Origin of the sequence: Amaricoccus macauensis (assembly GCF_049800915.1) — a bacterium.
GTDB classification, from domain to species: Bacteria; Pseudomonadota; Alphaproteobacteria; order Rhodobacterales; family Rhodobacteraceae; genus Amaricoccus; species Amaricoccus macauensis_A.
The window spans coordinates 279,285-304,683 of record NZ_JBNAFY010000003.1; the positions used below are offsets into that span (position 1 = coordinate 279,285).

A 25,399-nucleotide genomic window follows, 5' to 3' on the forward strand; every position below is an offset into this window, starting at 1 on the left:
GCAATGACGCAGGAATCGGCAGCCCCCTCATGGGATGACGGCGGCGCGGGCTCGGGGCCATCGCTGCACGAAATTCTTGCGGCGGCGCCTCTCGGGCTCGAGTTGCGCGCGCCCGACGGGACCGTGCGCAGGCTTTCCGGCCCGGCGCCCGAAGAGGCCGATCTGTCCCAGTCAAGCGACACCGGCACGCCGCGCTATCGTCGCGAGCACCTGAGCGTTCCGATCGGGGGAGAGGACTACGAGCTGTCCTTCCACGTGGATCGCAGGATCGATGCGGACCGCGAGGAGGAACTTATCCGCCGGGTCTATTTCGACGAGCTGACCGGCCTGCCGAAGCGCGTGCTGATGGAGGAAAGCGTCGCGACGCTGATCCGCAGCGATCCCGGCCCCTTTGCGCTGGCCTTTCTCGATCTCGACGGCTTCAAGAACATCAACGACTATTACGGCCACAATGTGGGCGATCAGCTGCTGACCGCGCTGTCACGGCGCATACAGGGGATGCTGCGGCCGACGGATGTGCTGGGGCGGTTGAGCGGGGATGAATTTCTGCTGCTGCTGACACCGGTGAGCGGGCGCGACGAACTGGCGCTCGACCTTGACTGGCTTTCGGAGCGGCTGAAGGAGCCGTTGATCGTCGACGGGTTCGAGATCTTCCCCTCGGCTTCCATCGGGGTCTGCACCTATCCCGACGATGGGATGACCTATGACCAGCTCAGGACCAACGCGGACCGGGCGATGTATGCCAGCAAGGCGACGGCCAAGGGCACGGTCTGTTTCTACAACCCCTCCATCGAGCACGCTGCGGCGGAGCGCAACCGGCAGGAACAACGGCTGCGGCTGATGATCCGGGACCGGCGTGTGACCTGCGCCTATCAGCCGAAGGTGAACTTCCGCACCGGGGCGATCACCGGCGTGGAGGTGCTCATGCGCTGGTACGACGAGGACGGTGCGATGCACGGTCCAGGAGACTTCCTGATGCTGGCCGCCGAGCTGGGGCTGCTCGATGCGATCACCCATCACATTCTCGAACGGACGATTGCCTCCATCGACCAGATCAACGAGGCCTTCGGCCGCGACAGTTCGATCAGCATCAATGTTGCGGCCTGTCAGGCCGGGGATTTCGAATTCATGCAGGGGCTCGTGAACGCGCTGGAGGCCTCGGGTTTCGCGGATCGGTTCATGCTGGAACTGACCGAAGAGGCTTTCCTGCCGTCAACGAGCTTCCAGGCGCATATCCTGCCGCTGATCCGCTCGGTGGGCGCGCGGGTTTCCATCGACGATTTCGGCGTGGGCTATTCTTCGCTCTCGTCGCTTGCGGCGATCACGGCGGACGAAGTGAAGGTGGATCGGTCCTTCATCACCAATGTCCATTCTCGACCGCGGAGCCAGAGCATCCTTCGCGCCATCGAGGCGCTTGCGACATCGCTCGGCATGAACATCATCGTGGAGGGGGTCGAGAAGATCGAGGAGCTGGCCTATCTCAAGGCCGAAACCGGGATCGACTGCGCGCAGGGGTTTTGTTTCTCGCGGCCGCTCTTCCTGAGCGACCCGGACATTCCGGGCCAGGAGTGCCAGACGCGGCTGAGCGCGCCGACGCGCGGGTCCGAGCCCCTGCCCCGCGCGATTTCCTCCGCGCGCTGATCCGGGGATCAGACTGGCAGGACGATTGTCTCTGCCGGGAGAACGAGGGTCGAGACTTCTGCCGCCGGTTCTTCGTCGGCTCCGGGCTCTTTCGTGAAGAAGCTGATCAGGAACACGAGACCGAGGATTGCGATGGCAATGACGGCCACCATGCCCGCGAGCGGAACGGCGTGGCGTTTCTTCTGCTTTTCAAGATCGGTGTCGGGTGCGGACATGGGAGCCTCCATCCTCGGGGTTGCAGTATCTTTGCCCTAACGATTTGTGGCCCGACGGGCCGGGAGCGAGCCGCGGGCGGCTGACATTATCGTGATGCGCGGCCGGTCGCCGGAGCGGTCAGCTCTCCTGTCGGTCGGGCAGATCGTCATGGCTGGTCGAGGCCATCTCGTCGAGTTCGGCCTCGGTCATCGAGTCGTACATGTCGCGGGATGCGCCCTGAAGATCGGACGGATCGGTCTCGCCACGCTTGGCGGAGAGGGCAGCACCTGCGGCCTGCTGCTGGGCCTTGGACTGGGCTTTCATCGGCATTCCTCCGGTCTTGTCCGTGGGGGTTCCACCGGATTGAGGGTAGGGCGGAGGGCGCGGTCGGCAACGTCAGCCACGAGGCGGTGGCCGGAGAAATCCGTTGGCGATGATCCGTGTGACGTCCCGGATTTCCTCGTCTGGCACGTCCAGCCGGCCGGTCAGCAGCCGTTCCCAGGCGAAGGCGGAGACGATTTCGGCGGCCAGTTCCGGATTGGCGCGGGGGGCGGAGGGCTGTCGCGCGGCGGCCTCGGCAAAGAGCGTGGCAAGGTCGCGGCGGCGGTTGAGCAGGTAGTTGGCCAGGGCCTCCGAGGTTTCCTCGTCGGTCTGGGCTTCGGCGATGATCATGCGGAAGATCTGGCCCATGGGCCCTTCCCGCCAGCGCTTGAGCAGTTCGCGCAGGAAGATGTGAAGCTCCTCGGCCAGATCGCCGGTGCGCTCGAACCGGGGCAGGCCCTTCTGGCGGTGATAGACGTCGAGGAGGAGGATCATCCGTGTGGGCCACCAGCGGTAGATCGTGGGCTTGCCCGCCCGCGCACGCCGCGCCACGGCCTCTATGGAAAACCCCGACGGCCCGGATTCCGCGAGAATGGCCTCCGCGGCTTCGAGGATGGCCTCCGCACTCGCCGGGTTGCGCCGCGCACCGATGGACCGGCGTGGCCCCTCCTGCTCCTCTTCCGTCATGTTCGCCTCGGTCTTTCGTTGTGACAGTGGGGGTTCATAACACGGCACTTGACGGAACGATACGGTCCGTTTTATATAATGAAACGTTCCGTTTTGATAGAGGGTGTTCTCATGTCAGCATCTCCGCCCGCCGTTTCCCGCATCCGGTTTGCCCTGCTTGTCGGTCTGGGTGTCTATCCGCTTGTCACGGGGCTCCTTTACGTGATCGTGCCGCTCACCCTGGAGTGGGCAATCTGGCAGCGGACCTTCGTGCTGGTGCCGCTGGTGGTTGTGAGCATGGTCTGGGGGGTGATCCCGCGGATTCACCGCCATTTCAGCGGCTTCATCCTGCGGTGAGGGTGCGGCGCTAGCGGTTGGCCGCCGGGCGCCAGCCTGCGGCTTCGGCTTCGGCCTCGTCGCAGAACCAGGCCTCGCCATTGGCCTCGTTGATCTTGGTGCGGCTGTAATACTTCGACCAGGGCGTGTGGTAGATCCGCTCGCCCTTGCCGTTGATGTTGCCCTTGATCGGGCAGCCGGTGCGCGGCGCGGAGGCGGCGGCGCGTTGCCAGCGATCGGCGCGAAAGGCCCAGGCGGTCTGGGTTTCGGCCTGCCAGATGCCGAGGCCAGCGGCACGGGCGCGCGCTTCTTCGGGGGCGTAATCATCGCTGTATTCGCGGTAGGCCCATGCAAGCCCCTCGGAGACGAGCGCCCGGCCGATATCCACCCCGGCGGCCTCGCAGGTCGCGATGATCCGGCCGTAGGGGTCACGCTCACGGCCCGTGCAGACCACCCGTCCCTGCCCTGCAAGCTCCCGGAATCGCTCGAGTGCCCGTGCGCCGCAGGGCCATGTGCCGCCGCCCTCATGGGTGCAGGTCTGTGACAGTTCGGGGGCATCGACACCGTGGAGGCGGATGCGGACCATGCCGATGTCGAAGGTGTCCGCATCGAGGGCTTCGGGCGTGCCGGTGATCTCGGCGTGGGCGGAATGGGGAATGGCAAGGGGCGCGGCAAGAGTGGCGCAGAGCAAGAGGGCCGCGAGGCGCATCTGCCGCCGGAAAATTCGGGTCAAGTCGTTTACCATGTGGTGAGTTGTGCTGGCGTTTTCGCCAACATATGGTTAACCGAACCTGCGTAGCAATCGTCTCGGGACCACTATCCCGCTTTATCAACCGCCGGCCGGCGGAGGCCCTGACTGATGCGAATGACCCGTTCGACCACCTTTCTCGCGGCACTCGGCCTTGTCGGGTTTCTCTCTGGCGCTGCACCTGCACAGGATGTCGAGCCGGTGGTGGAGGGAGCGACAGACATTCCCGTCGAGGAATGGACCGCGATGGTGATGGGCAAGACGCTCGTCTACCGCATCGAGGGTCAGCTCTGGGCGCACGAGCATTACTATCCCGGTACCAACTACGTGTCCCTTCAGCTTTACGACGGGAGTTGCATGAACGGCACCTGGGATTACTCCGAGCCGTTCTACTGCTTTCACTGGGATGTGGAAGGCACGGCCTGTTTCCGGCACGCGCGCATGGGCAACGATATCCTGATCCTCGAAGCGGGATCGGGCGACGATGTGCCTCTCATCCAGGAAATGACGGCGGTGACGGACATCCCGCTTCAGTGCCAGCCGCCGATCAGCTGAAATCCCGGCCGCCCGCGCCAATTTCCGCCGGTTTCTTCACGCCGATCTTCCGGGTCGTTTCATTCTGCATCAAGCAGAGCGATGTGGCACCCCCGATGATTTCACAGATCAATTCCCTTACTACTTACCGGTATGTTGCAAGTATAAAGTATGAAATTCAGATTGCATTAAGCTGAAACCATTTGGAAACTACGTTTATTTGACAAACCTGGATATACACCGCTGGAAATTCAAAACACACCAGCGAGGAAACCTGCATGGCACTTATCATCGGAGATATCGATACCGATCTTCTTGCGACGGACATCAAGGGATTCCTTTCCGAATCCATGCCGGGCTCGCTGGATTCCGTGACGGGCGATCTGGAAGATTGGGTCGATGCCAACGAAGAGCGCCTGGAGGACTGGCTCGACGCCCTGATGGAGCGCCTTGGTGATTGGGTCGACCAGGTTTCGGACGAACTTTCCGATGCGAAGGCGGATGCTCTGGGCGATTGGCTCGATACGCTCGAGGAGGATCTCGAGGAGTTCATCGAAACCGGTCTCGAAGCCTATGACAACATGCTCGAAGGTTCAGGGGACGATGACGAGATCCGCTCGGGCGACGGTGATGATGAAGCGGAAGGCCGCGGCGGTGCGGATCTGATCTTCGGGGGCCAGGGGAACGACCTGCTGAAGGGGGGAAGCGGTGCCGACAAGCTGATCGGCGGCGCGGACCTCGACATGCTGAAGGGCGGTTCGGGCAAGGATACGCTGAAGGGCGGGTCGGGCGATGACGACCTGATCGGCGGCGCCGGCAAGGATATTCTCAAGGGCGGCTCGGGCGCGGACAGCTTCATCTTCCGTGACGCAGATGAGTCCCGCAACGGGCGGAAGGCCGACAAGGTGGTCTTCCAGCGGGAAGACGGCGATGAACTGGATCTGAGCGAGATCGACGCCGACGAGACCGAGGCCGGCGATCAGGAATTCGAATGGATCGGCCGGGAGGATTTCTCCGAGACGGAAGGCGAGCTTCGCATCAAGGACGGCGTGATCAAGGGCGATATCGACGGTGACGGCAGTGCCGATTTCTCGATCAAGATTGTCGGCTCGATCTTCGAAAGCGACATCCTTATGTGATGCGCGCGCCCTGCCCGCGCAGGTGCATCGCGACGGGCAGGGAGTTACGCCAAAGAAAAAGCGCGGACGGGTTCGTCCGCGCTCGACTGTTTCTGGCGGTATGAGCGTCCGGGACGGGGACGCCCGAATGCAGGATCAGTCGTCCCGGTGGACGCGTTCCTTGCGCTCGTGCCGCTCCTGCGCTTCGAGGCTCAGCGTCGCGATCGGGCGGGCTTCGAGGCGCTTGAGCGAGATCGGCTCACCGGTATCCTCGCAATAGCCGTAGGAGCCGTCCTCGATGCGGCGCAGCGCGGCGTCGATCTTCGAGACGACCTTGCGCTGACGATCGCGGGTGCGGAGTTCGAGCGCCCGGTCGGTCTCCTCGCTGGCGCGATCCGCGATGTCGGGGATGTTGCGGGTGCCTTCCTGCATGTGCTCGATCGTGCCCCGGCTCTCCTCGAGGATCGAGTTTTTCCATGTCAGCAGCTTCTGACGGAAATACTCGAGCTGTCGCGGGTTCATGAAGGGCTCGTCTTCACTTGGCTTATAATCGATTTCGAAAGACGTCTCGGCCTTCATCGGACTAACCTCAACTTCAAGGACTCCGGAGCCTTCAGGAACAGACATGCGCCCATCTGAAAGGCACCACCATATGTTGCGCACCCGATACCGGGTTTGCTCGGCAATGTCACGCGAAGAATACCCCCCCGCAGGCGGAAAAAACAGGGCGCTGCGATAACTTGGCTAACGAAGCGAACGACCCGCACCGGTTGCACGCCCGGGGGGATCCGTTGCATGCAAGCCGCGGAATGCTGCCCACAGCGGCACTTGCGCAACATCGCGCCTTGCACGAGACAGGGACGCTGCTAGCTTGCATCGCTATCATGAACACAGAGGCAGACGGGCGATGAAATTTCAGGGTTCGGACGAGTATGTAGCCACGGCGGACCTCACGGTGGCGGTCAACGCGGCCATCACGCTCGAGCGCCCCCTGCTGGTGAAGGGGGAGCCCGGAACGGGCAAGACCGAGCTTGCCCGGCAGATTGCCTCCGGCCTCGACCTGCCGCTGATGGAGTGGAACATCAAGTCCACCACCAAGGCGACACAGGGTCTCTACGAATACGATGCGGTGAGCCGCCTGCGCGACAGCCAGCTTGGCGAAGAGCGCGTGCATGACGTGCGGAACTATATTCGCCCCGGGCCGTTGTGGAATGCATTCGCATCCAAGGGGAAGGTGGTTCTGCTCATCGACGAAATCGACAAGGCCGATATCGAATTCCCCAACGATCTCCTGCAGGAGCTCGACCGGATGGAATTCCATGTCTACGAAACGGGCGAGACGATCCGGGCTGAGGCACGGCCCATCGTGATCATCACCTCGAACAACGAGAAGGAACTGCCAGACGCCTTCCTGCGCCGGTGTTTCTTCCACTACATCCGGTTCCCCGATGCGGAAACCCTGGCGAAGATCGTGGAGGTGCACTACCCAGGCATCAAGCCGCATCTCGTGCGCACCGCACTGACGCAGTTCTTCGAGATCCGCGAGACGCCGGGGCTGAAGAAGAAGCCCTCGACCTCGGAGGTTCTTGACTGGCTCAAGCTCATCCTCTCCGAGGATCTCCAGCCGGAGGATCTGCGGCGCGAGGCGAACCACTCGCTGCCGAAGCTTCACGGCGCCCTTCTGAAGAACGAACAGGATGTCCACCTGTTCGAACGTCTCGCTTTCATGGCGCGACGGGACAATCGATGATGCGGGGTTCGTTCGCAGAATCACATGACAATACGAGAATTTGCATGTATGCTGCACTGCAACATGCTTTTGAGGTAGGCCGAAGATATGATAGGACCGTACTATTCCATGGAGGCCGCGAATTCCTGGATGAAGCTCGCCCTCCACTACACACAGATGAACATGGCCGCGGCGGAAGTGATCGCACGGCGCACGGTTCAGATCAGCCAGGGGGCCATGACAGGACCGGAAGCCGTTGGAATGGTTCTGGAAAAAGCCACTGCTTTCGCGGCAGCGAGCGAGGGCGCGGCCGTGGCTGCGGCTCGTGGAGCCGACCCTGTGGGCATCGCGGCGGCCGCGCTGAGCCCGATCCGCGCCAAGACCCGCTCGAACGCCATGCGGCTTCGCCGCTGATCCGAAGGCCTTCGCGAAGTGGAGCAGCCGCATGATCTCGGTGCGCCCACTCGCACGTGCGGATGAGGCCGTCTGGCGCGGTCTATGGCGGGATTACCTGGCCTTTTACGAGACGGAACTGCCCGAAACCGTCTACAGGACGAGTTTCGCCCGGCTTACCGACCCCGAGATCGGGGACTACCACGGGTTGATTGCCGAGGCGGATGGCCAGCCGGCCGGGCTCGCTCACTACATCTTTCATCGTCATGGCTGGCAGATCGAGGATGCCTGCTATCTCCAGGATCTCTATGTCGCACCGCAGCATCGCGGACAGGGCGGGGGTCGCGCGCTGATCGAGGCGGTTTACGCCGCAGCGGATGCGGCCGGACGGCCGAATGTCTACTGGCTGACCCAGGATTTCAACGCCGAGGCACGGCAACTTTATGACCGCGTGGGCACCCTCACCCCCTTCATCAAATACAAGCGACCGGGAAAATGAGAGCGCCGATCCGCCTTTCGGGACTGGCGGGGCTGACGATGCTGGCAGCCTGCACCCTGCCGGAAAGCGACCGGACGACGATCTCGACGATCCGGTTCGGCGACACCTCGCGGCCCATCGGCGTGGCGCGCTCGAACGCCGATCTGGCCGAGGATTTCCTCGACATCACCTTTGGGCTCGAGAACGGCGAGACGCTCGACGGGCTCTTGCGCTACGAAGGCCCGGTGCGGGTCTACATGGGGCCGAACTCCCTTGCGGGCTATCGCCGCGATCTCGATGCCCTGCTCGCGCGGCTGCGTCGGGAGGCCGGGATCGACATCCGCGAAACGGATGACGCGGATGCCGCCGAGATCGTGATAGAGGCGGTTCCGACCGATCAGATCGCGCGGTTCTTTCCCGATGCGGCCTGTTTCATCGTGCCTGGTGTGGAGAACTGGAACGGGTTCCTGCGCCAGCGGGATTCCCAGCGGACTCGCTGGTCCGAACAGGAAACGCTCACCCATGCGGTGATCTTTCTGCCGCAAGACTCGCTGCCGCAGGATGTACGGGACTGTCTCAACGAGGAAATCACCCAGGCGCTCGGGCCGGCCAACGATCTCTACCGGCTGCCGGATTCGATCTGGAACGACGACAACTTTCACGGCGCCGCGACCTCCTTCGACATGCTGATCCTGCGCACGCTCTACCAGCCGGAGTTCTCCAGCGGCATGAGCCGGGACGAGGCGCAGGCGCAGGTGGTCCCCGTGCTCAACCGGATCAATCCGAAGGGGCGCAATCTGCCGCGCGAGCCGCGCGCGCCGGAATCCGTCGCGTGGTCCAGCGCCATCGAGACGGCCCTTTCGCGCAGGGCGGGCCGAGCGGAACGGATGCGGGGGGCAATCTCGGCCTCGCAGATCGCGATCGAGATGGACCCGACCGACCACAGGCTCGGCGTGTCGCTCCTGACGCTGGGCCGGCTCAACCTTCGCCAGAACCCGGTGGCCGCGGCGCAGTATTTCTCCGATGCCTACATGTCGTTCGCGCGCCAGCTCGGGCTGGAGGACGTGCGCACGGCCCAGGCGGGTGTCCATCTCGCGGCAATGGCCATTGCGACCGAACAGTATGACATCGCGGCCGATCTCGCCGACCGGCATGTACCGGCGGCAATCGAGGCGCAGAATGCGATCCTCGTGGCGGGGCTTCTCTCCATGAAGGCGGACGCACTGAGCGGAATGGGAGAGGAAGAGGCCGCACGGGAGACACGGGTCGACAGCCTGCGCTGGGCGCGATACGGCTTCGGCGACGACAGCGGAGATCTGGCGCGCGAGCAGGCGTTGCTTGCAGCCCTCGCCGCGCCCGACATGGAGTGAGACCGTGCTGATCCTGATAGCCTTCATCCTTGGCGCATTCTTCGGCTGGCGCAGGGCGAAGCGGCGCGGCGGCGACCGGTTCGACGGGCTTCAATACGCGGCCGTTCACGCAATCCTCTTCGCGCTGCTGACCATGGCTGCTATCGTGGTGCTTCAGCGGCTGGGGGTGATCTGAACCCATGTTCACCGGGTTCTTTGCAGATCTGCGTGCAGCGAAGGTGCCGGTTTCCCTGCGGGAGTATCTCACCTTCCTCGAGGCGCTGCGGGCGGATCTGGTGCTCTATGACGCGGAGGGATTCTACTATCTGGCGCGCGCGGCGCTGGTGAAGGACGAGCGCCATCTTGACCGGTTCGACCGAGTGTTCGCGGCCGTGTTCGGCGGGCTGGAGGATCTGACACTGGAGGAGGTCCTCGAGAGCGTCGATCTGCCGAAGGAATGGCTGAGAAAGCTTGCCGAGAAGCATCTCACCGCGTCCGAGCGTGCCGAGATCGAGGCGCTGGGCGGGTTCGACAAGCTGATGCAGACCCTGGCGGAGCGGCTGAAGGAGCAGCAGGGCAGGCATCAGGGCGGCAACAAGTGGATCGGCACCGCGGGCACCTCGCCTTTCGGTGCCTTTGGCTACAACCCCGAGGGCGTGCGGATCGGGCAGGACGAGAGCCGCCACCAGCGCGCGGTGAAGGTCTGGGACAAGCGCGAGTTCCGCAACCTCGACGATTCGGTCGAGCTCGGCACGCGCAACATCAAGGTGGCCCTTCGACGGTTGCGGAAATGGGCGCGCGACGGGGCCCATGACGAGTTGGATCTCGGCGGGACGATCCGCGCGACGGCGGAGCAGGGCTGGCTTGACGTGAAGACCCGCCCCGAGCGGCGCAACGCGGTGAAGGTGCTGCTGTTTCTCGATGTGGGCGGCTCGATGGACCCGCATATCCGGGTGGTGGAAGAACTGTTTTCCGCCGCGCGGATGGAGTTCAAGCATCTTGAATACTTCTACTTCCACAACTGCATCTACGAGGGACTGTGGAAGGACAACCGCCGACGGTGGACCGAGCAGATCCCGACCCTCGACGTGCTCCATACCTTCGGGCCGGACTACCGCGTGATCTTCGTGGGCGATGCGGCGATGTCGCCCTACGAGATCGCCTATCCGGGCGGGGCGAACGAGCACTGGAACGAGGAGAGCGGCGAGACCTGGCTCCGACGGGTGCTCGACACCTGGCCCCATGCAATCTGGATCAATCCGCTGACCGAGGCGGCCTGGGGCTATACCCATTCGGTTTCGATGATCTCGCAGATCTTCGGTGGACGCATGTATCCCATGACGCTCTCGGGGCTTGAGGATGGCATCAAGGCGCTGGCGCGATGATGGTGGCGATCAAGAGGCTGTGGCGGCAGAACCGCCTGCTCCTGATGGCCTTCGTGCTGGCCTGTGCGCTCACGGTCTTCTTCGGCGGGCGCATGGTGCTCAATGCGATCTACTGGGGCGATCCGATGCACCGCGACCAGCCGATCGCGGGTTGGATGACGCCACGCTACATCGCCCATTCCTGGCACGTGCCCCCCGAGGTGGTGCTGGACGCGCTCGAGATCGAACCCAAGCGCACCAAGGCAAAGCCGCCGACGCTGGCCTCGATCGCGGAGAAGCGGGGTGAACCGCTGCCCGAGCTCGAACGGCGCATCGAGGAGGCGATCGCCGGATTTCGGGAGCGCAAGCCGTGACAGATCTGCTCTTCAGCCTCGTGGCGAGCTACGGGCTGGTCGTGGTTCTGCTTTCGGCCTATTTCTCCTGCCTCGCGCTGCCGGTGCCCACGGCCTTCGTGATGCTGGCGGCGGGCGCGTTCTCGGCCTCGGGCGACATGGTGTTCTGGCAGACGCTGCTTGCGGCCTTCGGGGGTGCGGTGTGCGGCGATCAGACCGGGTTCCGCATCGGGCGCTATGGCGGTGTGCGCGTGATGGCGTTTCTCAACCGCGATCCGACGCGGGCAAAACTCGTCGCGCGGGCACATCGGGTGGTCGACCGCTGGGGCGGTGTGGGGGTTTTCTTCTCGACCTGGCTGTTTGCGCCGCTCGGGCCCTGGGTCAATCTTGCCGCCGGTGCAGCCGGTCTGAGCTGGCTGCGCTTCACCCTCTGGGACGTGGCGGGCGAGGCGATCTGGATCACCTTCTACCTGAGCCTCGGGTATCTCTTCTCGGATCGGATCACCGAGTTGGCGGACATTCTGAGCAACTCCGTCGGGCTGCTGCTGGCCGGGCTGGCGGCCGTGGTGTCGGGCTATCTCCTGCGCAACCGTCTGCGTCGGATCAGTGCCACGCGCGCGAGCCGCGCACTTGCGGAAGAAGAGGTTCGGGAAGCCGGCTAACCCTTATGGCGAAAAGCCCTGTGCCGCGCGCGACGCGCTTGGCATGATGGGCAGGCAATTGCCAATGCGGGATAGACAGCATGGACCGGCCCCACGCCAGCCCTGAACGGAACACCTCTGCCGCGACCGGCCCGGCGCGGGGGCTGGCCGCGCTGTTCGGCATGACAGACACGGTCTGGGAGCGGCACGCGAATCCCTGGAGCGGATGGAGCCGGGTGCCGATCCTGCCGCTGATGACGGCGGCGATCTGGTGGCGCGACGCGCTTGACGGGCTGTTCTGGCCGGCCATCGCGGCTCTCGTGGTCTGGACCTGGATCAACCCGCGGGTCTTCCCACCGCCGACCACGACGGCGAACTGGATGTCGAAGGCTGTCATGGGCGAGCGGGTCTGGCTCAATCGAAAGCGGGTTCCGGTGCCGCGGCATTACCACCGCGCCCTCCCCATCATCATGGGATTCTCGCTGGCCGGGTTGCCGCTGATCGGGCTGGGCCTCCTGTTCGAGGACGCCTGGCCGCTGCTGCTGGGTCTGGTGCTGAGCCTGCTCGGGAAGTTCTGGTTTCTCGACCGGATGGTCTGGCTCTATGATGACATGAGCCGCACGCACCCCATATATGCTTCATGGATGCGCTGATCTCTCTATCCGGCCCGAACGCATGGTCTATCTGACGCCAATCCTGATGGCGGCGCTCTACGGGCTCGTCATGTATCAGTTTTCCGCATGGCGCACGGCGCGGATGCTGGATGCGCAGTCGCGCGCCTTGCAGGACCCGCAACTCGAACCGGTGTTCGGCAAACTCGCCCGCGCCCTCGATCTGCCGCAGCTCAAGGTGCGGATTTTCGAGATCGAGACGGTGAACGGGCTCGCCGCGCCGGACGGGCGGATCTTCCTCACCCGCGGGTTCTACAACCGGTTCCGGCAGGGCGAAGTGAGTGCGGAGGAGATCGCGAGCGTCGTGGCCCATGAGCTCGGCCATGTGGCCTTGGGCCATTCACGGCGCAGGATGGTGGATTTCACAGGGCAGAACGCGATCCGGGTCGGGCTTTCGATGGTTCTCGGGCGGCTCATTCCCGGACTGGGCGTGCTGCTTGCCAACCTGCTGGCCTCCATGCTCGGCGCGCATCTCTCGCGTTCGGACGAATACGAGGCCGATGCCTATGCGGCCGCGCTCATGACGAAGGCCGGGATAGGGACAGCGCCGCAGACCCGGCTGCTGGGCAAGCTCGAGCGGCTATCCGGGCTGGGCGGGCGGCCACCGGCCTGGATTGCGAGCCACCCGAAGTCCGAAGACCGGATCTCTGCCATCGAGCGGCTGGATGCGGGCTGGCGGGCGCGTTAGGGCTGGCGACAACGGTTCAAACTGAAACAGTTTGAACAAAGGATTTCATTCCAAGTCTTGATTTGGCCAGAATCCCTTTTTCATTCGGTGTTTCCGCCTGACACGGTTCCGGTCTAGTCGCTCTCAACGCGTTCTGGATCGAAAGGCAAATCTGCCAGTTCGCGTTGCGACATTGCCTGAAGTGCGGGGTGTGAGAGCGGGTCGCGGCGCCAGCTTTGCCCCGATATCGGTTCGGGCGTGTGCCTCACCAACCTCACGAACCATTTGAGAAGCGGATTTTCCATTCCGGCAGCATGTGACGTTCCTGCTCACCCGAAAATTGAAATCATGAACGGCTGAGTTTAGAAAAACTATATGCGTCACCTGAACAGGATTCCCCTTTCCGGGCTTCGAGCCATTGAGGCCGCGGGCCGGGCGGGCACACTTGCGCGCGCAGCGGAAGAACTGGGCGTCACCTCCGGCGCCCTAAGCCAGCGGATTTCAAAGGCAGAGGCCTTGCTGGGGCGCAAGCTCTTCCTGCGCACGCCTGCCGGGCTGGTGCCGACGGAGCTTTGCGCCAATGTGTTGCCGCGGCTTACGCGGGCCATGTTGGAACTGGACGCCATTGTTGAGGACATCGATGCGACGCGGCCCTGCTCGCTCGTGGTCTCGGTCGCGCCGATCTTCGCCAGCCGTTGGCTCATTTGGCGAATCCGGCGCTTCAACGAACTCTGGCCGGGCATTTCGGTGCGTATCGAACCGGGCGTGCCTTTGGTCGATCTCGACACGTCGGACGTGGATGTCGGCATTCGCGTGGGCCGTGCCCCCGGCAAGGGCGTCGAGGCGGTGAAGCTTCTCGACCAGCGCATCTTCCCGGTCTGCACGCCCGAACTGGCGGGCACGATCCGCACGGAAGAGGATCTATTTGAGCTGCCGGTGATCCGTGAGAACGAAGAGCTTTATGGCTGGGAGGAGTGGCTTGCGCCCCTTGGCAGACGCCCGACCGATCTGCCGGGCGGGCCGACCTATCGCGATGCCTCGCTCTGCCTCGATGCCGCGATGACCGGACAGGGCCTGTTCATGGCCTGGGAAACGCTCGCGTGCGATGCGCTGGAGCGCGGTCGTCTGGCGGCGCCTTTCGCGCGGCGGGAAAGCACCGGAGCGGCCTACTGGTTCGTGACCGGGTCGAAGGCCCGGCGCAACCCGAGCGTGATGCGGTTTCGCCAATGGTTGCAGCAGGAAATGGCCTGTTCGGTGGTGAACTGGCGCAGGGACGCCACGAACTGACCCGGAAGGAGGGGTTCGGAACAGACGGCCCGCGCGATAGGCTTGGGGAAAACCGGGGTCTATCCACCATGCTCAAGCTTCTCGTTGCCCTTGCCGCGCTGGGTCTTGCCGGGACCGCGACAGCAGACACCCTGGCAGTGATGCCGGTGATGTTTCTCGACACGTCGGGCGAGGACGAGGACCAGTCGGCGGCTCATGCGGCGCGACTCGCGGCCATGGGCGACGCGCTCGTGAGGGATCTTGCGGCGGATTACGACGCCGTGGTGCTGATCCCGGAGGGTGACCTTCAAGCCCGTTGCCCCGGCGAGGCACCGGACTGTCTGGTCGGGTTGGCCCGCGCCGCCGAGGCCGACGTGGCGCTCTTTGCCGCCGTGCTCAAGACCTCCACGCTCATCATGCGGATGTATGTGAACGTCGTCGATGTAGCCCAGGGGCAGGTCATCACGCAGCGCGAGCTGAACTTTCGCGGTGATACCGACGAGAGCTGGCAGCGGGCGGAACAGTTTCTCGTCAGGAACCTCCGGGAGCGTTGATCGACCCTGCGGCAAAGCGATCACGCGAGAGGGTGTTGGCTTCCAGTGCGTCGAGCCGGGCGAACACCTGCTCCGGATCGCCGCCTGCGGCACGGCGTGCCCGCGCCCAGGCCCGGCGCGCGGAGCGGGGGCTCCAGGGCAGGGCCGCCGTATGGAGCCAGCGCCGCAGTTCGGCGGGCAGCGCGTCGAATTCGGCCATGGCATCGCCCTCGCGACGCCGCCGGGGCAGGCGGGTCGCGGCGTTACGCGGCATGGGAGCGCCCCCAGGCCGGGAACGGATCGGGCAGATCGGACCAGACCTCGGGCTCGAAAGCGCCCGATTGCGCCACGAGGCAGGCATCGAGCCGCGCCGAGATCGCCTCGCGGTCAAGATCGGCCCCGATGAACACGAGTTCTTGCCGGCGATCTCCGAAGGGCTCCTGCCACTGGGCCGTCATCCGCGAGACCATGTCCGGGTCATCGGGCCAGTAGTCCCGCGGCACGGCCGCCCACCAGCGCCCCAGCGGGCTCACCGAACTGACGGCGCCCGCGAGGCTGAACTCGGCTACCCACTCGGGCCGCGTGGCAATCCAGAAATGGCCCTTGGCGCGGATCACGCCGGGGAGAGGACCGTTGAGAACGGCCTGAAGTGCGGCCGGGTGGAAAGGCCGCCTGGCCCGGTAGACGAAGGAGGAAATGCCGTATTCCTCGGTTTCCGGCACGTGATCCTGAAAACCGTAGAGTTCCTTGAACCAGAGTGGGTGGGTGTGGGCACTGTCGAAGTCGAAGCGGCCGGTGTCGAGGATGCTTTCGGTGCGGACGCGGGCATGGTCCGTCTCGATCAGCAGCGCGTCGGGATTGAGGCTGCGGATGATGCGGCGGGCCACGGCGAGATCCTGGATCCAGGCCTCGCTGACCTTGTTGAGCACGATCACGTCGGCGAACTCGATCTGATCGACCAGCAGGTTGACGATGGTGCGCTCGTCTTCCTCACCGAGGCTTTCGCCGCGCTGGGACAGGAAATCGTGGCTGGAATAATCCTTGAGCAGATTCACGGCGTCGACGACCGTGACCATGGTGTCGAGCCGGGCGATGTCCGAGAGGCTGCGGCCCTCCTCGTCCCGGAACTCGAAGCTCGCGGCGACGGGCAGCGGTTCGGAGATGCCGGTCGATTCGATCAGCAGGCAGTCGAAGCGATTCTCGTCGGCGAGGCGGCGAACCTCGGTCAGAAGATCCTCGCGCAGGGTGCAGCAGATGCAGCCATTGGTCATCTCGACCAGCGTTTCCTCGGCGCGGGACAGCTCGGCCCCGCCGGCGCGCACGAGATCGGCGTCGATGTTCACGTCCGACATGTCGTTGACGATCACGGCAACGCGGCGGCCTTCTCGGTTGTTGAGGATGTGGTTGAGAAGCGTGGTCTTTCCGGCACCGAGGAAACCGGAAAGAACGGTAACGGGGAGGCGCGGATCGCCGGGCTGGGTCATGGGGAAGCCTTGGAAATGCCAGGATTCATGTATTGTTATAATATAACATTGCGGATCACAACCCGACAATTACCCCCAATTGCGGTGGACCGCCCCAGCGGCTACAGATTCGGGCATGTTCCAGCCCGCGATCTTTGACGAGGGGCCGTTTGCGCCCTGCCCCGCCGCGTTCAACATGGCCGCGCATACCTTCGCGCCGTCAGCAAACGCGCCTGACCGCGTGGCACTGGAGGTTCTGGCACGCCCCGGGGAAGTGGCCGAACGCTGGACCCATGGCGATTTGCGCGAGGCGGTCCTGCGCACGGGTGGCGGATTGCTGGAGCGCGGGATCGGGCGGGGCGACCGGGTGCTGATACGGATCGGCAATTCCTCGGACTTTCCCATCGTCTTCTTCGCCGCCAATGCCATCGGCGCGGTGCCGGTGCCCACATCCGCGCTGCTGACGGCCCATGAAATCGCGGGGATCATTGCGGATCTGGACCCCGCCCTGATCTGTCTCGGCGCGGGGCTCGATCTGCCCGAGACGCAAGTGCCGGTGGCCGGAGCGGATGAACTGCGGAGCTGGCGGGACGCGGAGCCGGCGGATTTCGCAGATACCCGCGCCGACGATCCGGCTTTCATGGTCTACACTTCCGGAACCGGGGGGCGCGCCAAGGGCGTGGTTCACGCCCAGCGCGCGGCATGGGCCCGGCGGATGATGTGGGACGGCTGGTATGGGCTGACACCCGAAGATCGGGTGCTTCATGCGGGAGCCTTCAACTGGACCTACACGCTCGGGGCGGGGCTGACCGACCCTTGGGCACGAGGTGCCGCCGCACTCATCTATACCGGGCCGCGGGACCGGCATGTCTGGCCTGCGTTGGCCGAGGCTCATGGTGCGACGCTTTTTGCCGCAGCGCCCGGCGTCTACCGGCAGATGCTTGGCGATGATGCGGCGCTGGCGCGCGGCTTCGAGGGGCTGCGCCACGGATTGAGCGCCGGAGAGGCGCTGCCGAAACAGGTGGCGACGGCGTGGTCGGGCGCCACAGGCAAACCGATCTACGAGGCGTTGGGCATGTCCGAGGTCTCGACCTACATCTCCTTTTCGCCCGACCGGCCTCCTGCGGAGGGGCGCGCAGGCTATCCCCAGGTGGGCCGACGTATTGCGATCCTGGGCGAGCGGAACGATGTGCCGGTGTTTTGCGGCGAGGATGGATTTCTGGCTGTCTCGCGGCGCGATCCGGGGCTGATGCTGGGCTACTGGCGGCGACCGGAGGAAACTGACGCCGCGTTCCGGGGCGAGTGGTTTCTCACCGGTGACCGGGCGCGGATGGATGCGGACGGGGCGATTACCTATCTCGGGCGCAGCGACGACGTGATGAACGCGGGCGGCTACCGGGTGAGCCCGGCGGAGGTGGAACATGCGCTTCTGCATCATCCCGGCGTATCGGAAGTGGCGGTGGTCGAAATCCCGGTGAGGGAGGGTGTTTCCGTGGTGGCGGCGCATTATGTTCCCAGAAATGCGCCGGTTCCGGAGGCGGACCTGGCAGCGCATTGCGCGCGGGAACTGGCGCGCTACAAGTGCCCCCGAATCTTCCGGGCCGTCGAAACCCTGCCGCGCAGTGCAAACGGCAAGATCCTGCGCCGAAAGATCAGAGAGATGGAGACCAGCGAATGACACGCCTAGAGATCATTTCCGATCCGATCTGCCCCTGGTGCTTCATCGGGGTGTCCAACCTGATGCGGGCGCTCGAAGCGCGACCAGATCATCCCTTCGTGCTGCAGTGGCGACCCTTCTTCCTCAATCCCGAGATGCCCCGCGAAGGCATGGATCGCCGGGAATACCTGGAGACGAAATTCGGCGGCAAGGAAGGCGCGGCGCGAGCCTATGCCCCGGTGGTCGAGGCGGCCGAAAACGCTGGTTTGCCGATCGATTTTGCCGGGATCAAACGCACGCCGAACACGCTTGATGCCCACCGGGTGATCCACTGGGCCGAGGCGGAAGGCGTGCAGACCCGCGTGGCGATGGCGCTCTTTCGGGCCTATTTCGAGAAGGGCGAGGATATTTCGGATCCCGAGACCCTGGCGCGGATCGCAGGGGCGTCGGGCTGCAACGCGGAGGTGATCGCCACGCTTCTCCAGGGGGATGCCGACCGGGAAGAGATCGCGGAAGCCGGGGCCGAGGCCGCGCGGATGGGCGTGACCGGCGTGCCGACCTTCATTCTGGGCGGGCGCTATGTGGTGACGGGCTGCCAGGCACCTGACATGTGGATGAAGGTGACGGACGAGCTTGCGGCCGCCGCCGCGCAGATGGAGGCGGGCGCGGGGTGAGCAAAATGGTCTTCCGCTTGTCATTGAACGCGCAAAAACTACGAAGAGAAGATACCCTAGCGCACACTAAATTTCAGTCTGGCTGAGCTTCTCTAAATAGCATTGCACCATGAGTAAGGACAAAATCCTCAAGATCTTCACACCCGTCCGCCAGGATAATCTTTTCAATATCTTCCGGCTTTGAATCCGGACGAAGTCCGCAAGGAAGGTTAGCGAGCAACTGAGCCTTATCGACCAACGGCTGCCCAAAAGAGAACCCAGCGCTCACCATCAGCGCGAGTATTCCGGTCCCGACAATCCGTAGAAACACATCCATCCCTCTAGAACGTAACTGTGAAGTAGGGGCCAATCTCCAATCTTTTGTAATCGTGCTTCTTTAGGTTTGAGTCTGCCCCCTGAAGTCCGACATTGAACCCTATTGTAGCATGATCAGTTACCGGAACGTAGTAGGAAGCATCAAAACGCCCGGCTAAGTCCACGCGCCCCTTTTTGTCGTAAACTTGGTAGGAAAGATTTCCACCCAACAACACGACGCCGGATCCAACTGGACGGAAGTATACAAAGGAAGGGCGCAAATCACTACGCTCCAAGTTCGGCTGATCAACGGTATTCCTACGACCTACAGAGAAGTCCGCAACCAATATGGAACGGTCCTTCAAGATGAACGTTTTCTGGACAAAAGCTCGAGTTGGAAAAGCTACTCTAGCAAAGTTGAAGAGACTAGGTCTGTATCGTGCAAACATGAATTGGTTCACGCCAAATTGGTAAGAACCAGCACGGCGCGACACTGCCAGCGTTGCAGTGATGGTATCCTGATCATTTTGTTGGCGCCGGCTAGCTAATCCAAGCGAAGCGGAATAATTCCATCGGTCCAGCGCGGTGCCGTTCGATACGAGCACCAAATCATTCTCGTAGTAGGCCCCGTCGCCACTGCGTAATATGGGGGAAAACGTATTGCTGACATAGGTATCACTCCTTGCAACCGGGGAACAGGCAAAGAGCAGCAGAAACGCGGCGAAGACTTTGGATCCGGTGGGAGACAGGAAACCCGCAACTAGTTTCACATCAGCAAGCCTTTTCCGTATTAAATAGATTTCGCGCCTTTTCCGTCGCTAGGTTTTGTACGACGAGCGCAGGGTTGGACCCTTCCGCCAGGTCTTCCAGTTTGGCCCTAGCTTGAGCGGAAAGGATCGTCGCTTTAAGATGATTGCGATCGATATTCCTTGCCATTTGCGCATAACATACGGCGTTCTCGACCAAGTTCAGCATGGTTGAATCTTCCGGTTCCACATGATTTTCATTCAATATGTCAACATAACTTAAATACACTATTCCGAGGCTCATAATAGCTTCAAAGTTATTAGAGTCATCTCGAATTAAACCCTCCAACTCACTTATAGCCGCTTTTTTGTCTTCTATCCTCTTTGCAAGCGCTCTCATTTCGTCTTTACTTCTCTCGTCCAATGCAACTGCACGATTATAGCGAGCGGCTACGAAGCCGTCGGTTTCTGCAATCGCTTCTTCATAATTTTTTAAAGCAGTTGGAATGTTTCCTGCTCGGAAGTGGATAAGTCCAATTAGGTTGTATGCCCATTCCTCATCACCCTCGGCCCTATCGAGAATGCTCTCTGCTATAGCCAGCGCCCGCGTATCATTTTCAAGTTCCTTCCAAGCGAATATCGCCGCAGTATACGGATGCACAGCCTCAACAATTTCTAGCGCTCCAAAATGTATATAGCTATCTTTTATTTTTAAATGTTTAGATGGCACATTAATGATCGCAGTTTCACGACCATCTATACGCAATCTCAAATGTGATCTTTGAGGAGTGCAATCATCCGTCCTGCCTATTTGATTAATGGCTACGGTTGGGTCCAGAAAGCCTCGGTTGCATACGATATCGCCGCGGATTGTGATATCGGATGTCGAGAAAAAATCACTGGCGAAATACACAAGCGTCTGAAGCGAAATCCCAGCGCCTGGCAGGATGACATCAAACTCGTCTTTCTGAGTAGTGAAAGAACTTAAATGTGTCGCCTGATCTTCTTTGATAGTTCTAGATCTTCGAAAGATTTCGTTTATACTATCCTTCAGCCTCTCCGTCGTCACTGTCGAACTATAACCGAAAGCTTCCCAATCAGCCGGGACACTAACCATTTCTATACTTACCGTTTTCGTAGACATTTCCTTTATAAAGACTACTAAAAAAATAATAAAAAGGATAATTACAAATATACTTGCCAATGAGCTCGCTATTAGCGTCAATATATTCCTGGCTGACCTCAAGAAAGACTTATCGCGCCCTCGCCTCCTTTTAGCCATTTCCTCACCTAAAAAACATCATTCCCTGTGCAATCACAATGAAGCAAGTATCAAAACAAGCCATTGGTAGGGTAATCCAATCAACGCAGCCTAACACATTCACAAAGAAACACATATGAAATATGCTCTTAATGCGATAGCAGAAAGGGAGCTAGGTTCTTATACGGCTATAGGGTAGTGAGTCTGGGGGAGCTACTTTATGGCAACCAGCAAAGTTCACCCTCATATATCGAACATGAGAGCATCCGACGGATCATTCGGACTAGCCCCGGCGCTGGTTCATGATCTCGAGAAGCTTTGACGTGATCCCCGGCTCGGAAAGCGCGTGGCCCGCGGTGGGGATCATGTGCAGACGGGAGTTGGGCCAGGCCTGGTGCAACCGGTAGGCGGTGTGCGGCGGGCAGACCATGTCGTATCGGCCCTGGACGATATGTCCCGGAATATGCGCGATCCGATGCATGTCCCTGTGGATCTGGCCATCGACCTCGAGGAACCCCCGGTTGATGAAATAGTGATTCTCCAGCCGCGAGAAGGCCCGGGCATACTGGCCTCCCGGAGCACCGCGGGAAATGCCCGGATCGAGCACGGCAAGCGCGCTTTCCCAGCCGGCCCAAGCGCGGGCGAACCGGATCTGCTCGGCCTCGTCAGCGCCGAAGAGGCGCTTGTGATAGGCCGAAACGAGATCCCCACGTTCCTCGGACGGGACCATTTGCGAGAAGGTGCGCCACTGGTCGGGCCAGAACTGCCCTGCCCCGCCGGCATAGAACCAGTCGAGTTCGCCCTGCGTCATGGTGAAGACACCGCGCAGCACCAGCGCCTCAACCCTGTCGGGATGAGCCTGTGCGTAGATCAGTGCGAGGCAAGCCCCCCAGGAGCCGCCGAAGACCGTCCAGCGCTCAATGCCCAGTTCGACGCGGATGCGCTCGATATCGGCGACAAGATCCCAGGTGGTGTTGTTCTCGACGGAGGCGAGCGGGCCGGAGCGACCGCAGCCGCGCTGGTCGAAGAGCACACTTCGGTAGTGCTGCGGGTCGAAGAATCGCCGCATTCCAGGCGAGCAGCCACCGCCAGGCCCCCCGTGCAGAACCAGCACGGGCACCCCCTCCGGTGCACCGCATTGCTCCACATAGACCCGGTGGCCTCCGGGCATGTCCAGCATCTGTTGCCGGAAAGGCTCGATCGGAGGGTAGAGGCCGTTGCGCGGCGCTTCGGCGCTGTTGCGCGTGTTTTCCTTCATTCGCGGACTATGTATCCCTTCAAGGCGCTACACAATCGCAGAACGGACACATGATGGCAATGCAGAGCCAGACCTCCATCGACACGCAGGAAGTCGCAAAATTCGAGGCAATGGCAAGCGAATGGTGGGATCCAAACGGCAAGTTCCGCCCGCTTCACATGCTCAATCCGTGCAGGCTCGGCTATATCACGGACCAGATCTCGGCGGAGTTCAGCCGTGACCTCAAGGCGCGCACGCCCTTCGAGGGATTGAGGCTGCTCGATATCGGTTGCGGCGGCGGTCTGCTTGCAGAGCCGATGGCGCGGCGCGGCGCCGAGGTCGTGGGCGCGGATGCAGCCGAGCGCAACATCCCGGTGGCGCAGATCCATGCCGAACAATCCGGGCTCGACATCGACTACCGTCACACCACGGCGGAGGCGCTTGCGGATGCGGGCGAGCAGTTCGACGTGGTGCTGAATATGGAGGTGGTCGAGCATGTGGCGGATCCGCAATCTTATCTCGACACCTGCGCGGCCCTTCTCAAACCCGGCGGGCTGATGATCTGCTCGACGCTCAACCGCAACCCGAAGAGTTACGTGATGGCGATCATCGGCGCAGAACACGTGATGCGCTGGTTGCCGAAGGGCACCCATGACTGGCGCAAGTTCATCACGCCGGACGAGCTCTTCGAGATGCTGGGCAAGGGGGGGCTCGACCCCGTGGACCGCAAGGGAATGGTGTTCAACCCGATCTCCTGGAGCTGGTCCCTGTCGGATCGGGATCTGTCCGTGAACTACGTGACGGCCAGCGTGAAACCGGGCGATCGGGCCGAATCCTAACGGATATTCATGTTGAAGTTGCTGCAATTGGTGCCGCCCCAAGCCGGGGCGTTTAAATGTTTCGGTTACATTTGGGAGTAGATTGGGCCCCGGTGGATCAGGAGAATGATCATGATAGGTGGGCTGTATAATACGACTTCGTTGCTGATTGAACCGACGCGCGCGTTGGGTGAATTCCTGCGCACGACGGAGGGAAGTTCCATGCCGGTATCTTCCCAGCGGTCGATCGACGGTGTCATGAACTCGGTGAAGGGGCTGGATGCGGTACCCGAGCCGGAAAGGCTTCCGACGGGGATAACGACCTTCATTCCCGTCGTCGTGAAGATGCGTGAAACAAAGGCTGCAGAAGCTGCAGAGGCCGACCGCGCGAAGGAAGCGATCGAGACTGTCGCCGCGCCGTCCGCGGACAAGAGCGAGCCCCAGACCGTCGGCGGTGCCGACAACACGGTGGCGCCCGAGGCCGTTGCGGCACCCGCGGCGGATGCTCCGGTAGCCGAGACCGGCGAGACGATCGGCGTCTACATGACGTCTTCCGATTCGGCCGAGCCGGAAGCGACGCTCGACACGTTCATCTAGGGGGCCGTACCGCGGCCGCCAATTTATTGCGCATTCTCTGGGCTCAGCGCGGGGGGACGGGCGAATCCGCCCCCGTCTCACCGCCGAAGCTCAGGCGAATCGCGCGCAGGATCGGAAGGGCGGCACGCAACTCGTCATCGCGGACGCCAGCCACCAGTTCGTCGAGGACCGGGGCGATATTGGTGACCGCCCGGTCACGCGCGGCCTGGCCGGCGGGACTGAGGCTGACCCATTTGCGGCGCGCATCGTCCCAGTCGGGGCGCACGTGCACGTATCCGGCATCATCGAGCTTGCGGATCGTGTTGGTCATCGCGCCCTTTGTCACATGGAAGACGCGCGCGAGCTGGGCCGGTGTCTTCTCACCGCCGAGCCGTGAGAAGTGATTGAGCACCATGAAGTGCGAAAGCTCCATGCCCTTCGGCATGGCACGGCTGATCCTGATCCGCGCCAACTGCTCGATCATGACGATCTCGCTGAACAGCGCGACGACGAACGGATCCCCCTTTTGCCTGTCCATCAGGCCGACTCCGGGCCACAATAGCGCCTGTCGTGGGTGAGCGCGGGGATCTGCCTGCGCGCCCGTGCAACGGCCTCCGGATCGAGATCGACCAGCGTGACGCTGTTCGCGTCTTCTCCCGCGTCGGCCATCACTTCGCCCCAGGGAGAGACGGCAAGCGAATGCCCAAAGGTCGCGCGCGCCCGCCCGCGTGACGCAGCATGGGTGCCGGTCTGGGCGGGAGCGAGCACGTAGGCGCCGGTTTCGATGGCGCGCGCCCTCATCAGCACATGCCAATGCGCCTTGCCCGTCGGCACGGTGAACGCCGCAGGAATGGTGAGGATCTCGGCGCCGGCCTTTGCCAGATCCCGGTAGAGATGGGGAAAGCGCAGGTCGTAGCAGACCGACAGTCCGAGCCGCATGTCGCCCGCAGCCGTCAGCACGGCCTGCTCTCCGGGCCGGAAGGCCGCCGATTCGCGGTAGGATTCGCCCTCACCCACCTCGACGTCGAACATGTGGATCTTGTCGTATCGCGCGGAGATCCCGCCATCCGGGCCGATCAGCAGCGACCGGTTGACGAAGCGCGGCTCGTCCGGCTCATCGGCCTTAAGGCAGAGGCTGCCGATCAGGAGCCAGATGCCGAGCTCGTCGGCGACAGCACGCAGCCGCGCGAGCGTCGCATCCTCGGCCTCGGGACGCAGTCGCTCCTTCTGAAGCGTGCGCGAGAAGGTCACGATATTGGTGCATTCGGGCGTTGCGATCAGCGTCGCCCCGCCCGCCGCGGCCTCACGCGCAAGAGATTCGGTGACGGGCAAATTCTCCGCCGGGTCGTCGCTCGAACAAAGTTGCAGGAGCGCCGCGCGCATCGGATCAGGCCGCGAGAAGCGGGTCGAGCTTGCCCCTTTGATCCAGCGCACTCAGATCATCGAAGCCGCCGACATGATGCTCGCCGACGAAGATCTGCGGGACTGTCCGTCCGCCATTGGCGCGCGAGATCATCTCCTGGGTGCGCGCGCGATCCCCGGCGATGTCGATTTCGGTAAATTTGACACCCTTGCGGGCCAGAAGACGCTTTGCAGCATGACAGAAGCCGCAGGTCGGCTTGGTGTAGATCGTCACCGGTTTCATTCAATTATCCCCATGGTTACGTCCG

The 25,399-nt window shown here is 62.6% G+C and carries 33 protein-coding genes; 20 read left to right on the forward strand and 13 right to left on the reverse strand.

The window, feature by feature from the left end:
- Positions 1-3 precede the first annotated feature (3 nt).
- Entirely contained in the window at positions 4-1,641 is a 1,638-nt protein-coding gene (locus tag ACP15W_RS09070) for a putative bifunctional diguanylate cyclase/phosphodiesterase (protein ID WP_424932555.1), read from the forward strand.
- 8 nt (positions 1,642-1,649) lie between these two features.
- On the opposite strand, the gene ACP15W_RS09075 is transcribed toward ACP15W_RS09070, so the two are convergent.
- From ACP15W_RS09075 to ACP15W_RS09085, 3 genes are all read right to left on the reverse strand, one after another.
- Entirely contained in the window at positions 1,650-1,856 is a 207-nt protein-coding gene (locus ACP15W_RS09075) for a hypothetical protein (RefSeq protein ID WP_424932556.1), read from the reverse strand.
- Positions 1,857-1,974: 118 nt separating this feature from the next.
- Positions 1,975-2,160 carry a DUF3008 family protein gene (locus ACP15W_RS09080; RefSeq protein ID WP_424932557.1) on the reverse strand — a complete coding sequence of 62 codons (186 nt, stop codon included), beginning with the start codon at positions 2,158-2,160 and terminating at the stop codon, positions 1,975-1,977.
- Between the two features lie 72 nt (positions 2,161-2,232).
- Positions 2,233-2,844: a TetR-like C-terminal domain-containing protein gene (locus tag ACP15W_RS09085; RefSeq protein WP_424932558.1), complete on the reverse strand. Its 612-nt coding sequence runs from the start codon at positions 2,842-2,844 to the stop codon at positions 2,233-2,235.
- Positions 2,845-2,955: 111 nt separating this feature from the next.
- On the opposite strand from ACP15W_RS09085, the gene ACP15W_RS09090 reads away from it, so the two are divergent.
- Positions 2,956-3,180 carry a hypothetical protein gene (locus tag ACP15W_RS09090; RefSeq protein ID WP_424932559.1) on the forward strand — a complete coding sequence of 75 codons (225 nt, stop codon included), beginning with the start codon at positions 2,956-2,958 and terminating at the stop codon, positions 3,178-3,180.
- A gap of 10 nt (positions 3,181-3,190) precedes the next feature.
- Here ACP15W_RS09090 and ACP15W_RS09095 read toward each other — a convergent pair whose 3' ends face one another.
- The gene (locus ACP15W_RS09095; protein ID WP_424932560.1) at positions 3,191-3,892 is read right to left on the reverse strand and encodes a thermonuclease family protein; all 702 of its coding nucleotides are present in this window, start codon (positions 3,890-3,892) and stop codon (positions 3,191-3,193) included.
- Positions 3,893-4,018: 126 nt separating this feature from the next.
- On the opposite strand from ACP15W_RS09095, the gene ACP15W_RS09100 reads away from it, so the two are divergent.
- Together ACP15W_RS09100 and ACP15W_RS09105 are read left to right on the forward strand one after the other, a co-directional pair.
- On the forward strand, positions 4,019-4,462 hold the full coding sequence (locus ACP15W_RS09100) for a hypothetical protein (RefSeq protein ID WP_424932561.1): 444 nt from the start codon (positions 4,019-4,021) through the stop codon (positions 4,460-4,462).
- A gap of 257 nt (positions 4,463-4,719) precedes the next feature.
- Positions 4,720-5,580: a calcium-binding protein gene (locus tag ACP15W_RS09105; RefSeq protein WP_424932562.1), complete on the forward strand. Its 861-nt coding sequence runs from the start codon at positions 4,720-4,722 to the stop codon at positions 5,578-5,580.
- A gap of 135 nt (positions 5,581-5,715) precedes the next feature.
- On the opposite strand, the gene dksA is transcribed toward ACP15W_RS09105, so the two are convergent.
- Positions 5,716-6,138, reverse strand: a complete 423-nt coding sequence (gene dksA / locus ACP15W_RS09110) for an RNA polymerase-binding protein DksA (RefSeq protein WP_424932869.1) — start codon at positions 6,136-6,138, stop codon at positions 5,716-5,718.
- Between the two features lie 328 nt (positions 6,139-6,466).
- Here dksA and ACP15W_RS09115 point away from each other — a divergent pair, with 328 nt between their 5' ends.
- The 12 genes from ACP15W_RS09115 (at position 6,467) to ACP15W_RS09170 (ending at position 15,024) form a co-directional block, all read left to right on the forward strand.
- Complete coding sequence (locus ACP15W_RS09115) at positions 6,467-7,309, forward strand: AAA family ATPase (protein ID WP_424932563.1); 843 nt, start codon at positions 6,467-6,469, stop codon at positions 7,307-7,309.
- An 87-nt stretch (positions 7,310-7,396) separates the two neighbouring features.
- On the forward strand, positions 7,397-7,702 hold the full coding sequence (locus ACP15W_RS09120) for a hypothetical protein (RefSeq protein WP_424932564.1): 306 nt from the start codon (positions 7,397-7,399) through the stop codon (positions 7,700-7,702).
- 31 nt (positions 7,703-7,733) lie between these two features.
- Positions 7,734-8,180, forward strand: a complete 447-nt coding sequence (locus ACP15W_RS09125; protein WP_424932565.1) for an N-acetyltransferase family protein — start codon at positions 7,734-7,736, stop codon at positions 8,178-8,180.
- The gene (locus tag ACP15W_RS09130; protein WP_424932566.1) at positions 8,177-9,529 is read left to right on the forward strand and encodes a DUF2927 domain-containing protein; all 1,353 of its coding nucleotides are present in this window, start codon (positions 8,177-8,179) and stop codon (positions 9,527-9,529) included. Before ACP15W_RS09125 ends, ACP15W_RS09130 begins: the two co-directional genes overlap by 4 nt.
- A gap of 4 nt (positions 9,530-9,533) precedes the next feature.
- Positions 9,534-9,704: an apolipoprotein acyltransferase gene (locus ACP15W_RS09135; protein ID WP_424932567.1), complete on the forward strand. Its 171-nt coding sequence runs from the start codon at positions 9,534-9,536 to the stop codon at positions 9,702-9,704.
- A 4-nt stretch (positions 9,705-9,708) separates the two neighbouring features.
- Entirely contained in the window at positions 9,709-10,893 is a 1,185-nt protein-coding gene (locus ACP15W_RS09140) for a vWA domain-containing protein (protein WP_424932568.1), read from the forward strand.
- Positions 10,890-11,246: a hypothetical protein gene (locus ACP15W_RS09145; RefSeq protein WP_424932569.1), complete on the forward strand. Its 357-nt coding sequence runs from the start codon at positions 10,890-10,892 to the stop codon at positions 11,244-11,246. Before ACP15W_RS09140 ends, ACP15W_RS09145 begins: the two co-directional genes overlap by 4 nt.
- On the forward strand, positions 11,243-11,887 hold the full coding sequence (locus tag ACP15W_RS09150; RefSeq protein WP_424932570.1) for a DedA family protein: 645 nt from the start codon (positions 11,243-11,245) through the stop codon (positions 11,885-11,887). The genes ACP15W_RS09145 and ACP15W_RS09150 overlap by 4 nt, the downstream gene beginning before the upstream one ends.
- Positions 11,888-11,967: 80 nt before the next feature.
- Positions 11,968-12,519, forward strand: coding sequence for a DUF6653 family protein (locus tag ACP15W_RS09155; protein WP_424932571.1), 552 nt, complete (start codon positions 11,968-11,970; stop codon positions 12,517-12,519).
- A gap of 22 nt (positions 12,520-12,541) precedes the next feature.
- Positions 12,542-13,225: a M48 family metalloprotease gene (locus ACP15W_RS09160; RefSeq protein ID WP_424932572.1), complete on the forward strand. Its 684-nt coding sequence runs from the start codon at positions 12,542-12,544 to the stop codon at positions 13,223-13,225.
- A 354-nt stretch (positions 13,226-13,579) separates the two neighbouring features.
- Positions 13,580-14,491, forward strand: coding sequence for a LysR substrate-binding domain-containing protein (locus ACP15W_RS09165; protein WP_424932573.1), 912 nt, complete (start codon positions 13,580-13,582; stop codon positions 14,489-14,491).
- Positions 14,492-14,559: 68 nt separating this feature from the next.
- Positions 14,560-15,024, forward strand: coding sequence for a DUF2380 domain-containing protein (locus ACP15W_RS09170; protein ID WP_424932574.1), 465 nt, complete (start codon positions 14,560-14,562; stop codon positions 15,022-15,024).
- Here the strand turns inward: ACP15W_RS09170 and ACP15W_RS09175 are convergent.
- Both ACP15W_RS09175 and zigA read right to left on the reverse strand, forming a co-directional pair.
- Positions 15,002-15,277: a DUF6525 family protein gene (locus ACP15W_RS09175; protein ID WP_424932575.1), complete on the reverse strand. Its 276-nt coding sequence runs from the start codon at positions 15,275-15,277 to the stop codon at positions 15,002-15,004. The genes ACP15W_RS09170 and ACP15W_RS09175 overlap by 23 nt on opposite strands.
- Positions 15,267-16,487, reverse strand: coding sequence for a zinc metallochaperone GTPase ZigA (gene zigA / locus ACP15W_RS09180; protein WP_424932576.1), 1,221 nt, complete (start codon positions 16,485-16,487; stop codon positions 15,267-15,269). The genes ACP15W_RS09175 and zigA overlap by 11 nt, the downstream gene beginning before the upstream one ends.
- Before the next feature lie 115 nt (positions 16,488-16,602).
- On the opposite strand from zigA, the gene ACP15W_RS09185 reads away from it, so the two are divergent.
- Positions 16,603-18,144, forward strand: coding sequence for an acyl-CoA synthetase (locus ACP15W_RS09185; RefSeq protein WP_424932577.1), 1,542 nt, complete (start codon positions 16,603-16,605; stop codon positions 18,142-18,144).
- Positions 18,141-18,797, forward strand: coding sequence for a DsbA family oxidoreductase (locus tag ACP15W_RS09190; protein ID WP_424932578.1), 657 nt, complete (start codon positions 18,141-18,143; stop codon positions 18,795-18,797). The genes ACP15W_RS09185 and ACP15W_RS09190 overlap by 4 nt, the downstream gene beginning before the upstream one ends.
- Before the next feature lie 320 nt (positions 18,798-19,117).
- Here ACP15W_RS09190 and ACP15W_RS09195 read toward each other — a convergent pair whose 3' ends face one another.
- The 3 genes from ACP15W_RS09195 to pip form a co-directional block, all read right to left on the reverse strand.
- On the reverse strand, positions 19,118-19,861 hold the full coding sequence (locus ACP15W_RS09195; protein ID WP_424932579.1) for a hypothetical protein: 744 nt from the start codon (positions 19,859-19,861) through the stop codon (positions 19,118-19,120).
- 1 nt (position 19,862) lies between these two features.
- Positions 19,863-21,041 carry a tetratricopeptide repeat protein gene (locus tag ACP15W_RS09200; RefSeq protein WP_424932580.1) on the reverse strand — a complete coding sequence of 393 codons (1,179 nt, stop codon included), beginning with the start codon at positions 21,039-21,041 and terminating at the stop codon, positions 19,863-19,865.
- A 340-nt stretch (positions 21,042-21,381) separates the two neighbouring features.
- Complete coding sequence (pip, locus tag ACP15W_RS09205; protein ID WP_424932581.1) at positions 21,382-22,356, reverse strand: prolyl aminopeptidase; 975 nt, start codon at positions 22,354-22,356, stop codon at positions 21,382-21,384.
- A 59-nt stretch (positions 22,357-22,415) separates the two neighbouring features.
- Between pip and ubiG the strand changes: the two genes are divergently transcribed.
- Positions 22,416-23,174: a bifunctional 2-polyprenyl-6-hydroxyphenol methylase/3-demethylubiquinol 3-O-methyltransferase UbiG gene (gene ubiG / locus ACP15W_RS09210; RefSeq protein ID WP_424932870.1), complete on the forward strand. Its 759-nt coding sequence runs from the start codon at positions 22,416-22,418 to the stop codon at positions 23,172-23,174.
- 201 nt (positions 23,175-23,375) lie between these two features.
- Complete coding sequence (locus ACP15W_RS09215) at positions 23,376-23,750, forward strand: hypothetical protein (protein ID WP_424932582.1); 375 nt, start codon at positions 23,376-23,378, stop codon at positions 23,748-23,750.
- A gap of 43 nt (positions 23,751-23,793) precedes the next feature.
- Here ACP15W_RS09215 and ACP15W_RS09220 read toward each other — a convergent pair whose 3' ends face one another.
- The 3 genes from ACP15W_RS09220 to grxC are packed head-to-tail and all read right to left on the reverse strand — an operon-like array spanning position 23,794 to position 25,374.
- Positions 23,794-24,267 (reverse strand): MarR family winged helix-turn-helix transcriptional regulator, encoded by a 474-nt coding sequence (locus ACP15W_RS09220; RefSeq protein WP_424932583.1) that lies wholly within the window; start codon positions 24,265-24,267, stop codon positions 23,794-23,796.
- A complete protein-coding gene (locus ACP15W_RS09225; RefSeq protein WP_424932871.1) occupies positions 24,267-25,112 on the reverse strand; it encodes a carbon-nitrogen hydrolase family protein in 846 nt (281 codons plus the stop codon). The genes ACP15W_RS09220 and ACP15W_RS09225 overlap by 1 nt, the downstream gene beginning before the upstream one ends.
- Positions 25,113-25,116: 4 nt before the next feature.
- Positions 25,117-25,374, reverse strand: coding sequence for a glutaredoxin 3 (grxC, locus tag ACP15W_RS09230; RefSeq protein ID WP_424932584.1), 258 nt, complete (start codon positions 25,372-25,374; stop codon positions 25,117-25,119).
- Positions 25,375-25,399 lie beyond the last annotated feature (25 nt).

What these genes read in the sequence shown, in the direction of transcription:
- zigA (WP_424932576.1), bottom strand. Translation starts at nt 16,487, where the DNA reads ATGACCCAGCCCGGCGATCCGCGCCTCCCCGTTACCGTTCTTTCCGGT.
- ACP15W_RS09170 (WP_424932574.1), top strand. Translation starts at nt 14,560, where the DNA reads ATGCTCAAGCTTCTCGTTGCCCTTGCCGCGCTGGGTCTTGCCGGGACC.
- ACP15W_RS09130 (WP_424932566.1), top strand. Translation starts at nt 8,177, where the DNA reads ATGAGAGCGCCGATCCGCCTTTCGGGACTGGCGGGGCTGACGATGCTG.
- ACP15W_RS09100 (WP_424932561.1), top strand. Translation starts at nt 4,019, where the DNA reads ATGCGAATGACCCGTTCGACCACCTTTCTCGCGGCACTCGGCCTTGTC.
- ACP15W_RS09115 (WP_424932563.1), top strand. Translation starts at nt 6,467, where the DNA reads ATGAAATTTCAGGGTTCGGACGAGTATGTAGCCACGGCGGACCTCACG.
- ACP15W_RS09140 (WP_424932568.1), top strand. Translation starts at nt 9,709, where the DNA reads ATGTTCACCGGGTTCTTTGCAGATCTGCGTGCAGCGAAGGTGCCGGTT.
- grxC (WP_424932584.1), bottom strand. Translation starts at nt 25,374, where the DNA reads ATGAAACCGGTGACGATCTACACCAAGCCGACCTGCGGCTTCTGTCAT.
- ACP15W_RS09075 (WP_424932556.1), bottom strand. Translation starts at nt 1,856, where the DNA reads ATGTCCGCACCCGACACCGATCTTGAAAAGCAGAAGAAACGCCACGCC.
- ACP15W_RS09215 (WP_424932582.1), top strand. Translation starts at nt 23,376, where the DNA reads ATGCCGGTATCTTCCCAGCGGTCGATCGACGGTGTCATGAACTCGGTG.
- ACP15W_RS09085 (WP_424932558.1), bottom strand. Translation starts at nt 2,844, where the DNA reads ATGACGGAAGAGGAGCAGGAGGGGCCACGCCGGTCCATCGGTGCGCGG.
- ACP15W_RS09185 (WP_424932577.1), top strand. Translation starts at nt 16,603, where the DNA reads ATGTTCCAGCCCGCGATCTTTGACGAGGGGCCGTTTGCGCCCTGCCCC.
- ACP15W_RS09125 (WP_424932565.1), top strand. Translation starts at nt 7,734, where the DNA reads ATGATCTCGGTGCGCCCACTCGCACGTGCGGATGAGGCCGTCTGGCGC.
- ACP15W_RS09090 (WP_424932559.1), top strand. Translation starts at nt 2,956, where the DNA reads ATGTCAGCATCTCCGCCCGCCGTTTCCCGCATCCGGTTTGCCCTGCTT.
- ACP15W_RS09225 (WP_424932871.1), bottom strand. Translation starts at nt 25,112, where the DNA reads ATGCGCGCGGCGCTCCTGCAACTTTGTTCGAGCGACGACCCGGCGGAG.
- ACP15W_RS09175 (WP_424932575.1), bottom strand. Translation starts at nt 15,277, where the DNA reads ATGCCGCGTAACGCCGCGACCCGCCTGCCCCGGCGGCGTCGCGAGGGC.
- ACP15W_RS09165 (WP_424932573.1), top strand. Translation starts at nt 13,580, where the DNA reads ATGCGTCACCTGAACAGGATTCCCCTTTCCGGGCTTCGAGCCATTGAG.
- dksA (WP_424932869.1), bottom strand. Translation starts at nt 6,138, where the DNA reads ATGAAGGCCGAGACGTCTTTCGAAATCGATTATAAGCCAAGTGAAGAC.
- ubiG (WP_424932870.1), top strand. Translation starts at nt 22,416, where the DNA reads ATGCAGAGCCAGACCTCCATCGACACGCAGGAAGTCGCAAAATTCGAG.
- ACP15W_RS09220 (WP_424932583.1), bottom strand. Translation starts at nt 24,267, where the DNA reads ATGGACAGGCAAAAGGGGGATCCGTTCGTCGTCGCGCTGTTCAGCGAG.
- ACP15W_RS09145 (WP_424932569.1), top strand. Translation starts at nt 10,890, where the DNA reads ATGATGGTGGCGATCAAGAGGCTGTGGCGGCAGAACCGCCTGCTCCTG.
- ACP15W_RS09190 (WP_424932578.1), top strand. Translation starts at nt 18,141, where the DNA reads ATGACACGCCTAGAGATCATTTCCGATCCGATCTGCCCCTGGTGCTTC.
- ACP15W_RS09070 (WP_424932555.1), top strand. Translation starts at nt 4, where the DNA reads ATGACGCAGGAATCGGCAGCCCCCTCATGGGATGACGGCGGCGCGGGC.
- ACP15W_RS09105 (WP_424932562.1), top strand. Translation starts at nt 4,720, where the DNA reads ATGGCACTTATCATCGGAGATATCGATACCGATCTTCTTGCGACGGAC.
- ACP15W_RS09155 (WP_424932571.1), top strand. Translation starts at nt 11,968, where the DNA reads ATGGACCGGCCCCACGCCAGCCCTGAACGGAACACCTCTGCCGCGACC.
- ACP15W_RS09160 (WP_424932572.1), top strand. Translation starts at nt 12,542, where the DNA reads ATGGTCTATCTGACGCCAATCCTGATGGCGGCGCTCTACGGGCTCGTC.
- pip (WP_424932581.1), bottom strand. Translation starts at nt 22,356, where the DNA reads ATGAAGGAAAACACGCGCAACAGCGCCGAAGCGCCGCGCAACGGCCTC.
- ACP15W_RS09120 (WP_424932564.1), top strand. Translation starts at nt 7,397, where the DNA reads ATGATAGGACCGTACTATTCCATGGAGGCCGCGAATTCCTGGATGAAG.
- ACP15W_RS09080 (WP_424932557.1), bottom strand. Translation starts at nt 2,160, where the DNA reads ATGAAAGCCCAGTCCAAGGCCCAGCAGCAGGCCGCAGGTGCTGCCCTC.